The organism is Arthrobacter sp. NQ7, assembly GCF_029581595.2.
Taxonomy (GTDB): Bacteria; Actinomycetota; Actinomycetes; order Actinomycetales; family Micrococcaceae; genus Arthrobacter; species Arthrobacter phenanthrenivorans_B.
Window position 1 is genome coordinate 75,877 of the sequence record NZ_JARFXU020000008.1, and the last position, 17,111, is coordinate 92,987.

At 62.1% G+C, this 17,111-nt stretch carries 18 protein-coding genes; 11 read left to right on the top strand and 7 right to left on the bottom strand.

The features are described 5' to 3' along the window. Positions 1-7 precede the first annotated feature (7 nt). Complete coding sequence (locus PUN71_RS10845) at positions 8-751, top strand: hypothetical protein (RefSeq protein WP_277798402.1); 744 nt, start codon at positions 8-10, stop codon at positions 749-751. 140 nt (positions 752-891) lie between these two features. On the opposite strand, the gene PUN71_RS10850 is transcribed toward PUN71_RS10845, so the two are convergent. From PUN71_RS10850 to PUN71_RS10860, 3 genes are all read right to left on the bottom strand, one after another. Next, positions 892-1,341: a hypothetical protein gene (locus PUN71_RS10850; RefSeq protein ID WP_277798403.1), complete on the bottom strand. Its 450-nt coding sequence runs from the start codon at positions 1,339-1,341 to the stop codon at positions 892-894. Between the two features lie 224 nt (positions 1,342-1,565). Next, positions 1,566-3,230 carry a thiamine pyrophosphate-binding protein gene (locus tag PUN71_RS10855; RefSeq protein WP_277798404.1) on the bottom strand — a complete coding sequence of 555 codons (1,665 nt, stop codon included), beginning with the start codon at positions 3,228-3,230 and terminating at the stop codon, positions 1,566-1,568. Positions 3,231-3,349: 119 nt separating this feature from the next. Further along, positions 3,350-3,853: an Lrp/AsnC family transcriptional regulator gene (locus PUN71_RS10860; RefSeq protein ID WP_277798405.1), complete on the bottom strand. Its 504-nt coding sequence runs from the start codon at positions 3,851-3,853 to the stop codon at positions 3,350-3,352. Positions 3,854-3,946: 93 nt separating this feature from the next. Between PUN71_RS10860 and hisC the strand changes: the two genes are divergently transcribed. From hisC to PUN71_RS10880, 4 genes are all read left to right on the top strand, one after another. After that, on the top strand, positions 3,947-5,059 hold the full coding sequence (hisC, locus tag PUN71_RS10865; protein WP_277798406.1) for a histidinol-phosphate transaminase: 1,113 nt from the start codon (positions 3,947-3,949) through the stop codon (positions 5,057-5,059). Between the two features lie 57 nt (positions 5,060-5,116). Further along, positions 5,117-6,529, top strand: coding sequence for an amino acid permease (locus PUN71_RS10870; RefSeq protein WP_277798407.1), 1,413 nt, complete (start codon positions 5,117-5,119; stop codon positions 6,527-6,529). Between the two features lie 127 nt (positions 6,530-6,656). Beyond that, on the top strand, positions 6,657-6,905 hold the full coding sequence (locus PUN71_RS10875) for a toxin HicA (protein ID WP_277798408.1): 249 nt from the start codon (positions 6,657-6,659) through the stop codon (positions 6,903-6,905). Beyond that, positions 6,906-7,259 carry a type II toxin-antitoxin system HicB family antitoxin gene (locus tag PUN71_RS10880; RefSeq protein ID WP_277798409.1) on the top strand — a complete coding sequence of 118 codons (354 nt, stop codon included), beginning with the start codon at positions 6,906-6,908 and terminating at the stop codon, positions 7,257-7,259. A gap of 146 nt (positions 7,260-7,405) precedes the next feature. On the opposite strand, the gene PUN71_RS10885 is transcribed toward PUN71_RS10880, so the two are convergent. Then, positions 7,406-7,828 carry a GIY-YIG nuclease family protein gene (locus tag PUN71_RS10885; protein WP_277798410.1) on the bottom strand — a complete coding sequence of 141 codons (423 nt, stop codon included), beginning with the start codon at positions 7,826-7,828 and terminating at the stop codon, positions 7,406-7,408. A 203-nt stretch (positions 7,829-8,031) separates the two neighbouring features. Continuing rightward, positions 8,032-8,241: a hypothetical protein gene (locus PUN71_RS10890; protein ID WP_277798411.1), complete on the bottom strand. Its 210-nt coding sequence runs from the start codon at positions 8,239-8,241 to the stop codon at positions 8,032-8,034. Between the two features lie 180 nt (positions 8,242-8,421). Here PUN71_RS10890 and PUN71_RS10895 point away from each other — a divergent pair, with 180 nt between their 5' ends. Then, positions 8,422-9,165 (top strand): hypothetical protein, encoded by a 744-nt coding sequence (locus tag PUN71_RS10895; protein WP_277798412.1) that lies wholly within the window; start codon positions 8,422-8,424, stop codon positions 9,163-9,165. A 160-nt stretch (positions 9,166-9,325) separates the two neighbouring features. Here PUN71_RS10895 and PUN71_RS10900 read toward each other — a convergent pair whose 3' ends face one another. Continuing rightward, on the bottom strand, positions 9,326-9,799 hold the full coding sequence (locus tag PUN71_RS10900; RefSeq protein WP_277798413.1) for a hypothetical protein: 474 nt from the start codon (positions 9,797-9,799) through the stop codon (positions 9,326-9,328). A gap of 373 nt (positions 9,800-10,172) precedes the next feature. Next, a complete protein-coding gene (locus PUN71_RS10905; protein ID WP_277798414.1) occupies positions 10,173-10,946 on the bottom strand; it encodes a FadR/GntR family transcriptional regulator in 774 nt (257 codons plus the stop codon). A 96-nt stretch (positions 10,947-11,042) separates the two neighbouring features. On the opposite strand from PUN71_RS10905, the gene PUN71_RS10910 reads away from it, so the two are divergent. The 5 genes from PUN71_RS10910 to PUN71_RS10930 all read left to right on the top strand — a co-directional run bounded on the left by PUN71_RS10910 (position 11,043) and on the right by PUN71_RS10930 (position 16,807). Further along, complete coding sequence (locus tag PUN71_RS10910) at positions 11,043-11,921, top strand: carbon-nitrogen hydrolase family protein (RefSeq protein ID WP_277798415.1); 879 nt, start codon at positions 11,043-11,045, stop codon at positions 11,919-11,921. Between the two features lie 9 nt (positions 11,922-11,930). After that, entirely contained in the window at positions 11,931-13,280 is a 1,350-nt protein-coding gene (locus PUN71_RS10915; RefSeq protein WP_277798416.1) for an APC family permease, read from the top strand. Between the two features lie 48 nt (positions 13,281-13,328). Continuing rightward, on the top strand, positions 13,329-14,108 hold the full coding sequence (locus tag PUN71_RS10920) for a carbon-nitrogen hydrolase family protein (protein ID WP_277798417.1): 780 nt from the start codon (positions 13,329-13,331) through the stop codon (positions 14,106-14,108). 75 nt (positions 14,109-14,183) lie between these two features. Then, the gene (locus tag PUN71_RS10925; RefSeq protein WP_277798418.1) at positions 14,184-15,344 is read left to right on the top strand and encodes a GmrSD restriction endonuclease domain-containing protein; all 1,161 of its coding nucleotides are present in this window, start codon (positions 14,184-14,186) and stop codon (positions 15,342-15,344) included. Further along, entirely contained in the window at positions 15,332-16,807 is a 1,476-nt protein-coding gene (locus PUN71_RS10930; RefSeq protein WP_277798419.1) for an ATP-dependent nuclease, read from the top strand. The genes PUN71_RS10925 and PUN71_RS10930 overlap by 13 nt, the downstream gene beginning before the upstream one ends. Positions 16,808-17,111: the final 304 nt, after the last annotated feature.

Genomic DNA, 17,111 nt, shown 5'->3' on the forward strand with positions numbered 1-17,111 from the left:
GGAACCCTTGGAAACTTCAACCACCGCATCCAGTTCGATCGTGGGAAAGCTTCTCGAAGAAATATCATGGGAGAAAGCCAAAGACTATCGCGCTGGCGGGCAAGGTCGCGAAAATGTCCTCACCGCGGAAGTGCTAATCGGCCTGGATTTTTTGCCCAGGACCGAATTCCTCGCTGCCGTTGTCGGCGCGGCCCACGGGGCCGACGCCGGCCGCAGCAAACTTGCCGCAGAGGTTGAGGAACTGCAGATGCACTTCCTCCCAGGCGACTTCAGCCCTGGTATGACTGGCGGTAAGCCAAAACTGGTGGTTCAGCCCGACGCCATCTTCGAGACTTCGAGCACATACACTTTGGTCGAAGCCAAACGCATTCGATATGGCAGCTTTCAGCCCGAACAACTGGCCCGCGAATACATCACTCTCATGGCTCGAGCGGAAGGTGCTGTCCCACTACTCCTGCTTTTGGGTGTCGAACCGCCCATCCGTGTCAAGGGGAATGGCCAACTCGGAATTGCCGAAGCTGTTGGTCGGTTCCTTGGCCCCGTCCTGGAGCGTCTCGGTGACCCAGCGCTTCCTTCCGAATTGGAACTCATGGAGCGGATACCGGAGGTCTTTTGCTGGATATCTTGGCCGGACCTGGATGAATGCGTTCGTGAAGCGGCAGTCAGGTACGTCGCGGGGCGCTACTCTACCCACGCTTCCGTACAGCGCGTTGCTTCATTCATCCGGAACGCAATCGCTTGGCATGCTTGAGCACTCCCGTGCGGAATGATCTCGTCATCTCTTCTGCGCAAGAGTTTGGCAGAGCGAACGACGGCGGCGGGCGCAGGGGCCGAGATGGCTCAGTGGCCCCCTGCAGGTCCTGTCCTGCAGGGGGATCTACCGTGCGGGCCTCAGTCTTTCTTGAGGTTCACGGTCGTGGTGGTTCCCAACGCGCTGACCTTGTAACTGATAGTGCCGCCCTCGTACTTGAACTCCTTGGTCGCGTCACTGGATGCGAGGAGGGAGGACTTGGTGGCATCAACATCCCGCGTTGAAGTCCAGCTATAGGGCTCGTTCGCGCTAGTTGGGCCGGTGAACGTTCCGACCCAGTAGGTCGAGGTCGTATTGCCGCCGTCGGAAACCCACTCGATAGTCACCTTGTCAGCTGTGACGGTGGCTTGCTGATACGACTTTTCGCTGCTCGGGTTGCTCTGCTTCCACGAGCCGGTCAGGTCAGGGGCCTTCGGAGCCTCCTGCGTCGCTTTGGAGTCGGCAGCACCGGCAGCTGTCTTGCCCGTTCCGCTGCATCCGGTTAGGGCAAGAACGGAAATGAGAGCAATAGATGCGATGGACTTCTTCAAGGATTCCCCCATAAAAAGAATTGAATGATGCATCGAGAATCATATGCGCGACTGACGCACATCCTTGGCAGGACAGGTCATCCAGCCAAGATTGCTGCTCATTCGATTTGGGCAGCGCGAAAAGGTTATTTAGGAGACGTTGAAGCTTTGCCAGCGGAGGCCAAGGAATCCCAGATGACCTTTTGGTAGAGCGATCCTGGCGGCCGGACTCACCTTGCCTCCCTTTAACCCGCTGCGCCCACAGCTGCCTTCGCTGCCCGCGTGGCGTTCATCCACTCGGTGATCCACGGCGCCCGAACACTGGAGGTGATCCGGCAGTCCGCCACGAACGTCCCACGAGCGCCGGCGTCGATCCAGTGCTGCAGCGCGGACAGATCAGACAGCGTGCGGATAACAGCCGACTCGGCACCCAGCGCCCGCGCAACACCGCTGAAGTCTACCTCCGGGATCAGCATCGGCTTCTCGGTCAGGCCCTGCGATCCGTATTGGTGGATCTCGGCCCCGTACGCGGCATCGTTGTAGATCACCACAATGGCACTGCGGGCCGCACCGATCAGTGATTCGAGGTCGGAAAGGCCCATCAGGAACCCGCCGTCGCCGGAGGCCAGCACCAGGGTGCGACCGTCCTCCACTGCACGGGCGGCACCGACGGCGCTCGCCAGTCCCAGCCCAATGGACTGGAACGCGGTCCCCACCATCACCAGGTCCTGCGGCCGCGGAATGTCCCAGTACATGGGTGCCCAGCCGATGAAGTGCCCGCCGTCCTGGACAACGGTGCGGCGCTCCGGCAGCACGGCATCCAGCGCGGTGGCGAGGGCGCGCGGGTCCAGCCGGCCGTCCAGGGTTTCGGTCGAACCCACGTCATGCCCCGGCCCCGCAACCAGGCGCATGGAGGCTTCCTCCCGCCAAGCAGCAGCCGCGGCCCCTTCTTCAACCAAAGAGAGCAGCCGTGAAGCAGCAGTCTTCACGTCCGCGGAAACAAACACGTCCACCCGCGGATTCGTCGGCTCCACCGCGGTGTCGATCTGGATGACCGTGGCATCCGGGCCGAGCAGGTGCCCGAACCGCATGGTGAACGGGCTCAGGCTGGCCCCGGCCACCAGGACCACGTCGGCCTCGCCCATGATGCCGGCCGCGGTGTCGGTGCCGAAACCGCCCGCGACGCCCAGGTACCCCTCGCCGTTGAGGAGATTGAGCGCCAGGGCGGTTCCGGCGGTCAGTGCGCCGAGCCGGTCGGCGAGTTCGCGGAGTTCCGGGCCGGCGCCGGCGAGGTGCGCACCCCGGCCCGCTAGGATCAGCGGCCGCCTGGCCCCGGCGAGCAGGCGGGCCACCCGCGCAAGGTCCGTGCCGCCGTCGTCCGTTACCTCCAAGGCAGCTGGCTCCGGAAAGTCCTCATCCTCAGCCTCCAGCGCGGCGAGGTCGTAGGGGATGGCAAGCACGACGGCGGTGCGCCGGGTGAGTGCGTACTCCACGGCCTGCCGGGTGATGGCGCCCGCGGCATCGCGGGTGACGGTGAAGGTGGCCGCGCCGAGGCCGGCGGCGATGGCGGCCTGGTCCACGTCCCAGGGGCGGGCGCCGCTGGTGGGGGCGTCCCCGGTGACCAGCACGACGGGGATCTGCGCCTGGACGGCCTCGGCCAGGGCGGTGAGCGCGTTGGTGTAGCCGGGGCCGTAGGTGGTGGTGCCCGCGGCGAGCCGTCCGGAGGTCCGGTAGTAAGCGTCGGCGGCGGCGATGGCGGCGCCCTCGTGCCGGACGGGGGTGAAGCGCAGGCCCAGCTGCTCGGCGGCGTCCAGGAAGTAGACGTTGCCGTTGCCCATGACGCCGAAGACGTCGCTGACATAGCTGCTGAGGACCTGCGCCACGCGGCCGGAGACGGTAAGTGAAGTCATGCAGGAATCGTGCGCCACGGCATGCAGATCGGCAACACCCAAGTATTCGACTGGGACTTTTGGCAGCAAAAGCAGCAGAAGCTGAGAATTTGCCCAGTTGTGTCGTGGATCACCTGGGTTTAGTCGGCGGCCCGGGCCTCCTGCTCTGACAGCCGGCCCAGGAGGCCGTCGAAGCGCGGCGGCATCAGTTCCAGCACCGAGATGGCCGTGCTGGTGCGCTGGATGCCGTCGATCTCCAGGATCTGGTTGGTGATGCGGTAGAGGTCGGCGGTGCCGCGGGCCACCACCTTGGCCATGAGGTCCGCGTCGCCGGCGGTGGCGTGCACCTCGATGACCTCCGGGATCGCGGCGAGGCCGTTTTCCACCGAGCCGGCGCGCGTCTGGCTGATGTGCAGGGACAGGAAGGCGGTGAGTTCGTAGCCCAGCGCGGCGGGGTCCAGCCTGCGGCTGAAGGTGCGGAGCGCGCCGCTGCGCTCCAGCCGCGCCAGCCGGGCGTGGACGGTGTTGCGTGCGACGCCGAGTGTCCGGGAGAGTGCCAGGGCGCTGGCTTCGGGGTCCTTGTCCAGGGCCAGGATGATCCTGCCGTCCAGGGAATCGAGGGCACGGGAGGTTGCGATGGTCATATTTTCACCAGGGGTACTAGAAGTTGAGCAGAAGTCCCAATGGGTTGAGGGTATCTTGCATTGTGGTTGGGGTCACAATCATGATCGGTGCTCATGACCCTTGACCAGATCGAGGCCGAACCGGCCCCCGTCCTTCCGGGCACCGCGCTCCCCACCCTTCGTGGCGCCGTGGCTGGACTTCCGGCCTACGTCCCCGGCAGGCGCGGGGCGGGTGCAGACATCGCCGCCCTCGCCAGCAACGAAAGCCATTACGACCCGCTGCCCGCAGCCGTGGCTGCGGTGGCCCACGCGGCCGGTGCAATGAACCGCTACCCGGACAGCGCCGCCGTCGAACTCCGCGAACGGCTGGCCCGGCACCTGGGCGTCACCGCCGGGGAGATCGCGGTGGGGCCCGGCAGCGTGGGCGTCCTGCAGCAGATCATCACCGGACTGTGCGACGCCGGGGACGAGGTGGTCTTCGCGTGGCGCTCCTTCGAGGCGTACCCCATCCTGGTGGAGCTGGCAGGCGCCGGGCCGGTCCGCATCCCGCTCGACGAGTGTGAAGGCCACGACCTCGGCGCCATGGCCGCCGCCGTCACCGAGCGCACCAAGGTGATCCTGCTCTGCACGCCCAACAATCCCACCGGCGTGCCGCTCAGCCACAAGAGCGTGGAGGCCTTCCTGCAGGCTGTGCCGTCCAGGGTCCTGGTGGTGATCGACGAGGCCTACGTGGAATACGCCGACGCCGGCAGCGGCCCCGATTCCCTGGCGCTCTACCGCCGGTACCCGAACGTCTGCGTCCTGCGCACCTTCTCCAAGGCCTACGGCCTCGCCGGCCTCCGCGTGGGATATGCCATTGCGACGCCGGCAATCGCCGAAGGACTGCGGCGCACCGCCCTGCCCTTCGCCGTGAGCGCGCTGGCCCAGAAAGCGGCCATCGCGTCCCTGGACGCGGGGGAGGAGATGGCAGCGCGGGTGGCCGCCGTCCGGCAGGAGCGCGGCCGGATGGCCGCTGCGCTGGAAGCGAAGGGCTGGAAACTGCAGCCGAGCCAGGGCAACTTCCTCTGGATCCGCGCCGACGAGGAACTCAAGGCCAGGCTGGTGGAGGCGTTCGACGCCGCCGGCATCCTGGTCCGGGCGTACCAGGGCGACGGCGTGCGGATCACCGTTGCCGACTCCGCCTCCAATGATCGGGTGCTGAAGCTCCTGGCAGCCCACGCGGCCTGACACCTTTACACGCCCCAACCCCCAACTCCGTTCCACCTACTAACTAGAGGAATCCCCATGGAACACCAGACAACGACGTCTGCCCGCGCCCTCGGCGCGGCCCTCAAACCCCGGCAGCTGACCATGATGGGCCTGGGCAGCGCCATCGGCGCCGGCCTGTTCATCGGCTCCGGCGCCGGCATCCAGGCCGCAGGCCCCGCGGTGCTCATCTCCTACCTCGTGGCCGGCACACTCATCATTCTGGTCATGTGGGCCTTGGGCGAGATGGCTGCCGCCAACCCGGACAGCGGCGCTTTTTCCGTCTACACCGCCAAGGCGTACGGGCCGGTGGCCGGCGCTACGGTGGGCTGGCTGTGGTGGCTGCAGCTGGTCGTGGTGATCGCGGCCGAGGCGCTCGGTGCGGCGGGCCTGCTGGCCACCATCTTCCCGGCGCTGCCGGTGTGGCTGATGGCGTTCGTGTTCATCGTGGTGCTCACCGCGGTGAACCTGACCAGCGTGAAGAACTTCGGCGAGTTCGAGTTCTGGTTCGCCCTGCTGAAGGTGGCGGCGATTGTCGGATTCCTGCTGGTGGGCGCCGCGCTTCTGTTCGGCTGGCTGCCCGGCGTGCAGTCGCCGGGCCTGTCCAACTTCACCGGGGCCGGGTTCGCGCCCAGCGGGTTTGCCGGGATTGCCACGGCATTGTTTGTGGTCGCGTTCGCGTTCGGCGGCACCGAGATCGTGTCCGTAGCGGCAGCCGAGACGGCTGAGCCTGCACGGAGCGTGAAGAAGGCCGTCCGGACGGTGCTGTGGCGCATCCTGGTGTTCTACATCGGCGCCATCTTCGTGATCGCTGCAGTTGTTCCGGTGGGTTCTGCCGGTTTGAAGAGCCCGTTCGCTGCAGTGCTGGACGCCGCTGGAATGCCCGGTGCGGCCACCGCCATCACCCTGGTCGCTGTTGCGGCGCTGCTGTCCGCGCTGAACGCCAACCTGTACGGTGCTTCCCGGATGGCGTTCTCCCTGGCCGAGCGCGGCGAAGCGCCGCGCTGGCTCGCTTCCGTTTCGAAGGCCAAGGTTCCTGTGGCCGCGGTCCTGGCCAGCGTTGCCTTCGGCGTTGTCACGGTGATGCTGGAGCTGGCGTTCCCCGAGAAGGTGCTGCCGGTCCTGCTCAACATCGTGGGCTCGACCTGCCTGCTGGTGTGGACGTCGGCGCTCCTCGCCCAGCTCGCACTGCGTCTTCGCGCTGACCGCGAAGGAACAGCGCTTCCGCTGCGGATGCCCGGCTTCCCGTGGCTGACTTCCCTTGGCCTGGTCATCCTCGCGGTGATCTTCACGGTGGGCTTCATCGGCGAGGACTCCCGCCCGCAGCTGCTGAGCACGTTCGGGCTCGTGGCCCTGCTGGCGGTGGGGTGCTGGGTGAATCACCGGAAGCGCGACGCTCAGCCGGGTGTTGAATCTTTGGACGGTGACAAGCAGCCGGTGCTCATCGACTGAATCAGGGGCTGAGACCAGCAGTTAGCAGTTTCATTGCCCAGAATGGGCGCGTCCGGCAGTCGGGCGCGCTCTTTCACAAGCCCAGCTCTCCTTGAGAAATGGTGCCAAGAGTGGCACCATTGTTTGTGTGGCGAGCATCGACAAGATCGAAAAGCAAGCTAGAAACTCACCCGAGAACGTCTCCTACAGTGACATGGTCAACCTCTGTACTCATTACTTTGGCGAACCTAGGTCGGGTTCGGGGAGCCACAACGCAATCTTCAAAATGCCCTGGGTGGGGGATCCGAGGATCAATCTGCAGAACAAGAACGGTAAGGCAAAGCCGTACCAGGTGAAGCAAGCCATAGCCGCCATCGATCGGAGCAAGGAGAAGTAGATGTCCACTCGAAAAGCAGCTGCCGCGCCGTCCCCGGTGGCGCAGTACCGTTACTCGGTCCAGTGGTCGCCTGAGGATCAGGAGTTTGTGGCCACTGTCCTTGAATTTCCGTCCCTTTCTTGGCTGGACGAGGATCAGTTTGAGGCGCTCCGCGGCATTGAACGCTTGGTGTCGGACGTCATCGATGAACTTACACAGTCAGGTGAGCCCGTGCCCCAGCCCATCGCGATGCAGAAGTTCAGTGGCCGCCTCAACCTCCGGGTACCCCCGGAACTCCATCGCAGGCTCGCGATTGAAGCTGCCAATCACGGCGTGCCCCTCAACAAGTACGCAACGGAGCGGCTGACGGCCTAAAGTTTCGCCCAGTCTCATCCCTTCCCCTCGGAGGCCTGTGAACTAGGTTGAAGTGGCAAGTACTGGAGGTCGGACGAACAGCTCGCCTCGGTGCAGCCGCAGAAGCCAATCTGTCGCCGTTACTGCGTTACATCACGCCCCGGCTCCTAGTTCCGGTTGTGGCCGGTCTGGCGTGATAGCAGTGCTCTCTTGAAGTGGGCTTCGGCAGCATCCACGTGCGCAGAGGTGGCGCTGGGCGCGAAAACCCGCAGGATGCTGAACTGGAAACGTGCATGGCTGGCATCGACCCCGGCCAGCTCGCGGAGGGCGACGTTGCCACCGTGGCCGTTCCTGGCGTATTCGCTCCAGCGGCCCAGGAAGCGTTCGGCCCCGTCGGCCTTTCCCACGTACAGTTTGCCGGTCTTTGCATCGGAGATGAGGTAGATGCCCTGCACAGAGCTGAGAGCTGTACGCCACTGGCTGTAGCGGTCATCAGCAATCACCGCTTGGAGTTCGTCGTAGCTGATGAGAAGCGAGTCGAATCCGGGAAATGGCTCGGTCTGCGGGTCGGCGATCTCGACGACAGGCATCAGGCTCGCGGTCCTGCCTGCCTTGGCCCAATTCACTGTGTCCGCAGTCCATTCGATAACCAGACGGTCTGCCATCGCCGAGAAGACCAAAGAGGGCCGCAGGTCAAAGAAGCGCAACGTCTCAGTCCGTTCGCCGGGAACTTCGCCGTGATTCTCGAAGTCGGTGATGAATCGTGCCCGCCGGCCGGAGTTGGCGAGGAAGTTCAGCCAGATCCGAGGCGGCGTTCTCCCGAGCTTGTTGTTTGCCCCTGTTCCCGCGTGTAGGGCAGAAGAGTTGGCCCCATGGCATCAGCCCGGGTTTCCAGTCCGCCAGGATTAAGGGTGTGCCGGATGACCATTACGTCATCCTGGGCCAGTCCGGCGGCCTGGAACAGGTGGCCAAGTCGCAGTTCGCCCGCAGGATTGTTCTCCATGAACATCCTTTACATGATCGTTCCCCGAAAATACGGGCACGGTCACAAGCTTATGTACACGTTCGGTGATTGATTGCCTTGGTGCCCGCACAACTGATTTGGCGTGTTCCCTACGTGGAGGATCTTAATTGAGCTATCGTCGCGGCAGTATATTTGCGGCGCCTAGTCAATGGAGTTCAATTGGAAATTTCAAGCACGGCCTCCAGCTCCATCGTCGGGAAGCTGCTCGAGGAAATCTCATGGGAGAAGGCGCGGGACTACAGAATGGGCGGCCAAGGCCGAGAGAACGTTTTGACCGCCGAAGTGCTGGTGGGCTTGGACTTTTTGCCCAGGACGGAGTTCCTCGGAGGCGTCCTACGATCTGCACACGGCGCCAGCGAAGCCAGATCAGTGGTTGCAGCCGAAGCCGAGGAGCTGCGAATGTACTTTCTTCCGGGCGATCTCCCGCTGGGATCTGGAAATTACAAAGGGCAGCTCTTCGTTCAGCCGGACGCAGTCTTTGAGACGCCGAGCACGTACACACTGGTCGAGGCCAAACGAATACGGTACGGCAGTTTTCAGCCTGAGCAACTCGCTCGGGAATATGTAGCGCTCATGTCCAACACGGGCGCATCGAAACCTATTCTTTTACTTCTCGGTGGGACACCACCGATTCGAGTCAAAGGCTCCGGACTTCTAGAGATTCACGAAGCTGTCGGCCGCTTCCTTGGGCCGGTTCTCGGACGCACACGCGACGAAGCGGTCCCGCCAGAGTCCGAATTGCTGGAACGGATCCCTGAGATCTTCTGTTGGATTTCGTGGGAGGAATTGGATGATTGTGTTGCCCAGGCAGCAGAACAATATTCAGCCCTTCATTCCTCCGGTGAGGCCTCGGTTCGCCGGATCGCCGCTTTCGTTCGCAATGCAATAGCTTGGCACGGCTGAAGCGTCCTTAGGTCCACACGTCATCAGGGACGTTGTTCGCGCTGAGGCACCAATACGGCATTGACAACTTCTGATGGCCGGACCTTGGCAGGGACGATGACCCCGACAGTCTCGCGTTCGCAAGATGCCCAGTTTCTATTGGCGAATACGCTATGCGGTCTCACCCCGTGCCGTCGATGCGGTTAGCATACGGTCGCTGCCCATCGTGGTTCGTCTTGAAAGCTTCGATGAGCAAGCTTTCCGCTTCGACGGGATCGTGTTCCCCTGTAACCAGCCAACATACTTTGAGTTCTTGGGCGTCTGCCAACTGCCATATGGCACGGCCGCCACTGTGCCCGCTGTTCTTGCCATTGCCGAAGCGGCGGTATTTATTCAGGCGCTCATAGATTCCGAGCTTGCACTGCGCTCTGCCTATGTAGAGGATTTCACTGTCCAGCACCCAGGCCTTCCGCAGGAGCTCCAGCGGGTAGTGGCTTCCTTTCCGGCCAGATCCCGGTGTGAGGAATTGCGGCTCAAGGCTGCCTTCGCGCACTACAGCGTATACACCATGCTCTGTGGGGACTGGTTCGCTTGGTATTTCGCTGAACCTAATAAACCCCTGAAAGTGCTGATCCTTCAGCGATTCGATCATCATGCGTCTAGAGTGGAGCACTCGCTCTCTAAGTGGCAATCAGCGCGTGCATCAGGGACGCACACCTGGCGGTTTGATTGAAACCGAAGCACACGTGGACTCGAGAGGCTCAAGAACGAGCACCATGAGGGGTTAGCTGTTTCCGAACGGCCAACCATTGTCAGCCGCTAGCTTCGCTAGATAGCTTCGTCGGATGCTCCAAACCCCGTTCTTCTTTGGCGGATCCTGCCATGCACCCGCTGGATCCAAAGTCCCGCTGGCCTTCATTTTCCGAAGATGTGCTCGAAATGTTTTTCCGGAGCGGCCTACTAAATCGGCTGCCTCGTCAGCGGTCAGAGGGTCCTTCATGGATTCGTCCTTCCTTACTTGATGCGACTTAATTTCCACGTGCGGTGTCGTGAGAGCCGGTAGTAGGCGCAAGCCCCATAAACATCGTCCGGTGCAGGATGTCCACGTGCTTACGGGAGACCTCCACCGCTTCCTCCACGTTGCGGGCGCGGAGGGCCGCCACCAAGGCGATGTGGTCGCGGTTGGACGTGTGCAGCTTCTCGATGGGGTAGGGGATGAAGTAGTCGTACAGTTCGGCGAGGGTCTCGTGGTAGACCTCGACGGCGGTGTCCAGGCATGACGCCGTGCCCACCAGTTGGTGGAACTGCTCGTCCATCCGGTGGTAATAGGACCAGTCACTTGACTCCGCCATTTCACGCGTCAGCCGCTCCAGCTCATCCAACTGCTCCAGAGTGGCATTGACCGCCGCATAGTGCGTCACCGCGCACTCGAACAACAGCCTTCGGTCGACCAGCCGGTTCACCGCCTGGGACTCCGCCGGTGACGCGGAAAGTGACGCCAAGACCTCCGCGGGCGGCGCGTCCGCCACAAACGTTCCCCCGGCCCGGCCGCGCCGGCGCACCACCACGCCCTGCTCGGCCAAGCTCGCCAAAGCACGGCGGGCCGTAATCGGGCTGACTGACAAACCCAGGGCCACGTCCTCCTGGTCCGGCAGCCGCTCGCCCGGCTTCAGCAGCCCCAGAGAAATAGCCATGCCGATCCGCATCCGGACCGCGTCCATGGCGCTGCGCCGTTCCATCCCGGGCAGCCGGCCGGCACCAAGACGTGAGGGCTCGGCGGTGTCCTCCAGCTGATCCGTCATAACCGCTACTTTACGGCCCATGCCGACCCCCTTCCCTTTATTGGATCATTCTGATCTAATATAACTCGGATCACACCCCTAAGTGGAGAAAAACCCATGCAACGCATCCTTCCCCTCGTCGCGGCCCAAGCAAGGCCCCGGCTCATCGGCGAACCCGTCTCGGCCTTCGCGGACGAGGTCAAAGCAGTCCTCGAAGCCCAGCCGCACAGCAAGCTGGTGGTCTTCCCCGAGCTCCACCTCTTCGGCGACGAAAACCCGGACCTGCAGCGCACCGAAATGCTCCAGGCAAGTGCCGAACCCCTGGACGGACCAAGGGTCAAAGAGCTCAAGCAGCTCGCCCAGGACCTCAACATCTGGCTGGTCCCCGGCAGCGTCTGTGAACGCGGCCCGGAAGGGCAGCTGTTCAACACCCAGCTGGTCCTGTCCCCGGACGGGGAACTTGCCGGCTACTACCGCAAGATCTTCCCCTGGCGCCCGTTCGAGCCGTACGACCCCGGCGACCGGTTCACCACCGTGGACCTGCCCGGCATCGGCAGGGTAGGGCTGAACATCTGCTACGACGTCTGGTACCCCGAGGTGTCCCGCCAGCTCGCCTGGATGGGCGCCGAAGTGATCCTCAACGTCGTCAAAACCACCACCCCGGACCGGAAGCAGGAACTCATCCTGGCCAAGGCCAACGCCATCGTCAACCAGGTCTTCATGGTCAGCGTCAACTGCGCCGGCCCCACCGGCAAAGGCCAAAGCATCATCGTGGACCCGGAAGGCAACACCCTCGCCGAAGCCCCGGACGACAGCCCCCAGCTGCTCACCGCGGAACTGGACCTTGCCGCCGTCGAGCATGTCCGCACGCACGGCACGGAGAACCTCAACCGCCCCTGGTCGCAGTTCCGCCAGGGGGAGCCCGCCGTCGAACTTTCCGTCTACCAAGGCCGGATCAATCCGGCCACCTGGACACCGCCGTCCTACAAGCCGTAAGGAAACACCGTGACAACAACCCTCACCCGCACGCTGAAGCTGCCCTCGCTGGTCCTGTTCGGGCTGGCGTACCTGACGCCGATCATCGTCCTGGGGATCTTCGGCATCATCGCCGAGACCACCGGCGGTGCCGCTCCCGCCGCGTACCTCGTGGCGCTGGTGGCCATGCTGTTCACCGCGCACAGTTACGGCCGGATGGCCATCGCCTACCCCGTGGCCGGCTCCGCCTACACGTACGTCCGCCGCTCCATCGATCCCCGCGTGGGTTTCCTGGTGGGCTGGGCCGTGCTGCTCGACTACCTCTTCCTGCCCATGGTCATCTGGCTCATCGGCGGCTCCTACCTGACCGCCCAGTTCCCCAGCATCCCGATCGGCGTTTGGATCGTGGGCTTCATCGTCATCACCACGCTGCTGAACATCCTGGGCATCAAGGTGGCGGACAAGGCCAACTATGTGCTGATGGCCTTCCAGCTGCTGGTCCTCGTGTTCTTCGTGGCGCTCGCCGTGGGCAACGTGGTGTCCGCGAACGGTGCCGGGGGACTGGCCACCGGGCAGCCGTTCTTCAACGACACCTCCAGCTTCGCCACGATCTCCGCCGGCGCCGCCATCGCCGCCTACTCCTTCCTGGGCTTCGACGCCGTCACCACCCTCACCGAGGAAACCATCGACCCGCGCCGGAACGTGCCGCGCGCCATCATGCTGGTGGCCCTGATCGGCGGCGGCATCTTCGTGGCCGTGTCCTACGTGACGCAGCTGGTGCACCCCGGCGGCGTGTTCGAGGACTCCGCGTCCGCGGCCAGCGCCATCGCCCTGCAGATCGGCGGCGAGCTCTTCGGCGCCGTGTTCCTGGCCGGCCTGGTGGTGGCCCAGTTCGCCTCCGGCCTCGCCGCGCAGGCCAGCGCCTCCCGCCTGATGTACGCCATGGGCCGCGACTCCGTTCTGCCCAAGGCGGTCTTCGGCAAGCTTCACGAGAAGTTCCATACCCCGGTGGCCAACCTGGTCATCACCGGCATCATCGGCCTGATCGCGCTCTTCCTGGACGTGGCCACATCGACGTCGTTCATCAACTTCGGTGCCTTCACCGCCTTTACCTTGGTGAACGCCTCGGTGGTGTTCCACTACGTGCGCCAGCGCCGGGCCGGGCAGCAGCTGAACCCTGTGTCTTACGTGGTGGTCCCGGTGATCGGCGCCATCATCTGCGCCTACCTGCTCTCCCAGCTGGACAGCAACGCCATTACGCTGGGGGTGTCCTGGCTGGCGCTGGGCATCATCGTCCTGGCCCTGATCACCCGCGGCTTCAAGGCCGCGCCGCCAGAGATGACGGCCACCGAGAAGGCGACGGTCGAGGCAGCCGCCTGACCCTGTTGTGTTTGTAGCGTGGCTTTCGGGCCAAGGGAAGGAACAGTCGTGAGGATAGCGCTGGGGCAGTTGGAGTCGGGCGCCGACATCCCGGCCAACCTCGCCGCGATCGACCGGTTCGCCGCCGAGGCAGCGCGCGACGGCGCCGCGCTGGTCGCCTTCCCGGAGTACGCCACCTACGAGAAGAAGAAGGTGGACGCGACCTTCGCTGCGGTGGCCGAACCGCTGGACGGGCCCGTCTGCCGGGAGCTCTCGGCTATTGCCCGCCGCCACCGCATCGCGCTGGTGGCGGGCGTGGTGGAAACTTCGGAGGAACAGGGGAGGGCGTACAACACGCTGGTGGCGTTCGGGCCCGACGGCGGCCGGCTGGCTTCCTACCGGAAGATCCACCTTTTCGACGCGCAGGGCTTCGGGGAGTCCGAGTTCATCAAACCGGGCGGGTCCCTTGAGCCGGTGGTGTTCGAGCACGGGGGAGTGCGGTTCGGGCTGATGACCTGCTACGACCTGCGGTTCCCGGAGCTGGCCAGGTCCCTGGCCGACGCCGGGGCGAAGGTTTTTCTGGTCTGCTCGTCCTGGGTGCCGGGCGAGCACAAGACGGAGCAGTGGCTGGCGCTGAACGCGGCGCGGGCGATCGAGAACAGCGTGTACGTGGCGGGGGTGTGCCAGGCGCCGCCCGTGTCCGTGGGCCGGAGCGTGCTGGTGGACCCGATGGGAGTGGTTGAGGCCGACCTCGGGCTGGAGCCTGGGGTGCGTGCCGTGGAGGTTTCGCTGGAGACGGTGGACCGGGTGCGGGAGTCGTTTCCTATGTTCCGGCAGCGGCGGCTGTAGCAGAGTGAGGTGGGAGCGCTATTATGACGGACAAGACAGGGTACGCAGGGTGGCTGGAACTTCTTTGGGGACTTTATGAAATTCAATACGCAAGATCCTGATATCGAGACTATATATCGCAGGATTCTTGATGCCGATTACGATTTGCAGCCAGATTTTCAACGAGGAGAGGTTTGGACGCTCAAAAAACAACAGCGCTTGATAGATACGGTTTTGCGAGGCTGGCACATTCCGCCTGTTCATCTTGTTGCTCGCCCGGAAGGAACCAGTGACGTTCTCGATGGGCAACAGCGACTCACAGCCATCCGCGACTTCATGGATGGGGCGTTCGCGATTGACGGCAATATAGAGCCGGAAAGTGATGCACTACTACCCTTAGACGGACTCCGATATCATCAGCTTCCGCCGTCGATCAAACGGAACTTTAGAAAATTCACGATCAGAATATTTGAATTAACCGACTACGATCCTGATGAGCCGCATGAGCTGTTTTTCCGTTTGAACCAACCGACGAATCTGACTGAGGCAGAGAAACGCAACGCGTTTATTGGTGGTCCCCGAAATCAGATCAAAAACCTCGTTAAGGCATTTTCTGAGACGGGTCTGAACAAGGAGCGGGTCGGCTTTTCTAACGCTCGGATGGCCTATGACGACTTGTTAGGCCGCCTGTTGCTTACAATGGAAAATCGCTCGCTTAACGAAAAAATTACCGCCAGTAGAATCACCGCTCGATATCGGCAGGTGAAGGAATTCCCTCAGGAAATTATTGAGGACGCTACGAACTCCGTTCGCTTCTTCCTGTCGTCGCCGATGCTCGAATCCAATACTGCCCAGATCCGCCCCAACAAGGCGACGATTCATACTTGGCTTTGTCTCATCTCCAGATTTAGCGTGAGCAGAAAATCAGAGTCAGAAGTTAATCGCTTCTACGAGGGCGTCGAATGGATTGAGCGCAATCGGTGGGAGCCCAGCATTGTTGAAGACAACGCGCTTTCGGCTGCGCTTCGAATCTTTCATGACAGATCGACGGCCCGTGTTGCAGATGTGTCATCTGTCGTTCTTCGTGATCTTTGCGCAACGATACTCCTGACGCGCAAAGGCTTCTGGGAGCCGTCGCCTCTGATACGGAGTACCGTAGAAGGAGCCCTCTTCACACTAGATCTGAGGTCGGCCAGTGACCGTGAGCTTTACCAGTATGGCCACAGCGTCGGTTGGGGTGACCAATGGTCAGTGTGAGATCTGCCGATATCGCCAACCACATAAAGCGCCTTCCAGTCAGAAGTTATTCGGCTAGTCCAAAGTCAATAGTCCTGAAAGGTGCAAGAGTCCCGGCGGGGTACTCAGTTGAACTCGGTAACGGCATGGCGGTTATTGCCGGCGGCAACGGTGCAGGTAAATCCAGCCTACTCCAGGCGATTCGAATTTGCTTGGACTCCTCTATGGAGCTACCCGAGGACTCCGTCGGTTGGTTCGCTCAGATTGATGAAGTTGAGATTCGATGGTCCAACGACCGGACCCGGACAGATCTTAACTCTTCGCGCATCCAGGTTCGCCGGTCCGGTGTTGGCGACGTGCAGGTCGTACGGACAGGAGATGTTCCCGGGAACGTCCATTACATCGATGCGGCCATTGAGACCGGCAAAATCCTTGCCATGCTCCGCGAGGATCCCAATTATTTGGACTTGATAGAAGGCGTCGATCCTGCCCCCGCAAGCTCCGACGCCCTTACGCTCGCCTCATACGTATTGAATCGAGCCTACGACACGATTGATATCTATGAGATTACTTCCGTAAGTGAGGAAGATTTAGCAATTCCCTTTTTTCGGATTCGAGCCCTTGGGGCTGAATACAATGTCCTTGGCATGGGTCGAGGCGAATTAGCCACGATATATTTGCTCTGGAGACTTGAGCAGATATCAGATGGCGGCATTGTCATCCTGGAAGAACCTGAGACTCATCTTGCTGCAATTTCTCAACGCAAATTAACAGAGGCGCTGGCAATTATCTCCGCCAAGAGGGACCTGACCGTCATTATGTCCACCCATTCACCAGGTGTCTTCGAATCATTACCTCCTGGGCAGGTGTCGTTGATCGGTTCTTTGCCGGAAATGTCCGTTACTACCGGGCTCGACTCAAGGGCGCTGGCCAGCCGACTAGGTCTTAGGAGATCCCTGCGCTGTATTGCTGTAACAGAAGACTTATTTGCTGCCCAAATGCTGGAGATGGTCTTGCGCACTCTGGATAGGAGCTTGCTCGACTCGGTAGGTATCTCCTATGCAAAAGACGGTGAATCAGGAGTCAGGACCATTGTCAATGGTCTGCACGCATATCGCAGCACGGGGCAGACTATACACCGGCTGGTCGGAATTTTGGACGGCGATCAGCGGACATCAGACGTCAGCTCAGAGAACTTCTCCTATTTGCCGGGCGACCTTCCGCCGGAACGCATGTTGCAGGACAGGCTCACGGCATGGTTCACCGGGCGACAGGAATTTCATTTCTCCACGGAAGTCGCCCAGAAGCTCACTGACGCCCTAGTTGAGTCTCAAGGACTGGATCACCATGACTGGTTGCTATCGATGGCTCGGCATTTCAACGGCAGCTCGGCGTTCCTAGATGTCACTGCAGCATTTCTTTTCGATGACGAACAGTTTGTACAGCAGGCCTATGGCCTTCGATCATTTTTGGACTCGCAGTAGAGAAGATGTACGTGTGGTCTTGCTAAGATCGGCTTTTACGATGAATGAGCAAGTGGACGTCTGAGTCTGTTATCCTTTTATGGGCGTAGCGCACGGAGCGCGTCTGAGCATCGCTCAGAAGGACCAGGTTCGACTCCTGGGCGCCAGGTTGCATGAGTCATTCATGCGATGTGGCGCTTAGGAGTCGAGAGTGGCATACCCAACTTCAGCCGAGTTCAGGAAGAACTCGGAGAACCTGAAGGAAATAAAGGCGAGTCTGACACAGCTCGAGCGGCTACATAAGGAACAGATCAGGGCTAGCGGG

What these genes read in the sequence shown, in the direction of transcription:
- PUN71_RS10880 (WP_277798409.1), top strand. Translation starts at nt 6,906, where the DNA reads ATGTCCACTCGAAAAGCAGCTGCCGCGCCGTCCCCGGTGGCGCAGTAC.
- PUN71_RS10855 (WP_277798404.1), bottom strand. Translation starts at nt 3,230, where the DNA reads ATGACTTCACTTACCGTCTCCGGCCGCGTGGCGCAGGTCCTCAGCAGC.
- PUN71_RS10930 (WP_277798419.1), top strand. Translation starts at nt 15,332, where the DNA reads ATGGTCAGTGTGAGATCTGCCGATATCGCCAACCACATAAAGCGCCTT.
- PUN71_RS10910 (WP_277798415.1), top strand. Translation starts at nt 11,043, where the DNA reads ATGCAACGCATCCTTCCCCTCGTCGCGGCCCAAGCAAGGCCCCGGCTC.
- hisC (WP_277798406.1), top strand. Translation starts at nt 3,947, where the DNA reads ATGACCCTTGACCAGATCGAGGCCGAACCGGCCCCCGTCCTTCCGGGC.
- PUN71_RS10890 (WP_277798411.1), bottom strand. Translation starts at nt 8,241, where the DNA reads ATGGAGAACAATCCTGCGGGCGAACTGCGACTTGGCCACCTGTTCCAG.
- PUN71_RS10860 (WP_277798405.1), bottom strand. Translation starts at nt 3,853, where the DNA reads ATGACCATCGCAACCTCCCGTGCCCTCGATTCCCTGGACGGCAGGATC.
- PUN71_RS10885 (WP_277798410.1), bottom strand. Translation starts at nt 7,828, where the DNA reads ATGCCTGTCGTCGAGATCGCCGACCCGCAGACCGAGCCATTTCCCGGA.
- PUN71_RS10925 (WP_277798418.1), top strand. Translation starts at nt 14,184, where the DNA reads ATGAAATTCAATACGCAAGATCCTGATATCGAGACTATATATCGCAGG.
- PUN71_RS10870 (WP_277798407.1), top strand. Translation starts at nt 5,117, where the DNA reads ATGGAACACCAGACAACGACGTCTGCCCGCGCCCTCGGCGCGGCCCTC.
- PUN71_RS10900 (WP_277798413.1), bottom strand. Translation starts at nt 9,799, where the DNA reads ATGATGATCGAATCGCTGAAGGATCAGCACTTTCAGGGGTTTATTAGG.
- PUN71_RS10905 (WP_277798414.1), bottom strand. Translation starts at nt 10,946, where the DNA reads ATGACGGATCAGCTGGAGGACACCGCCGAGCCCTCACGTCTTGGTGCC.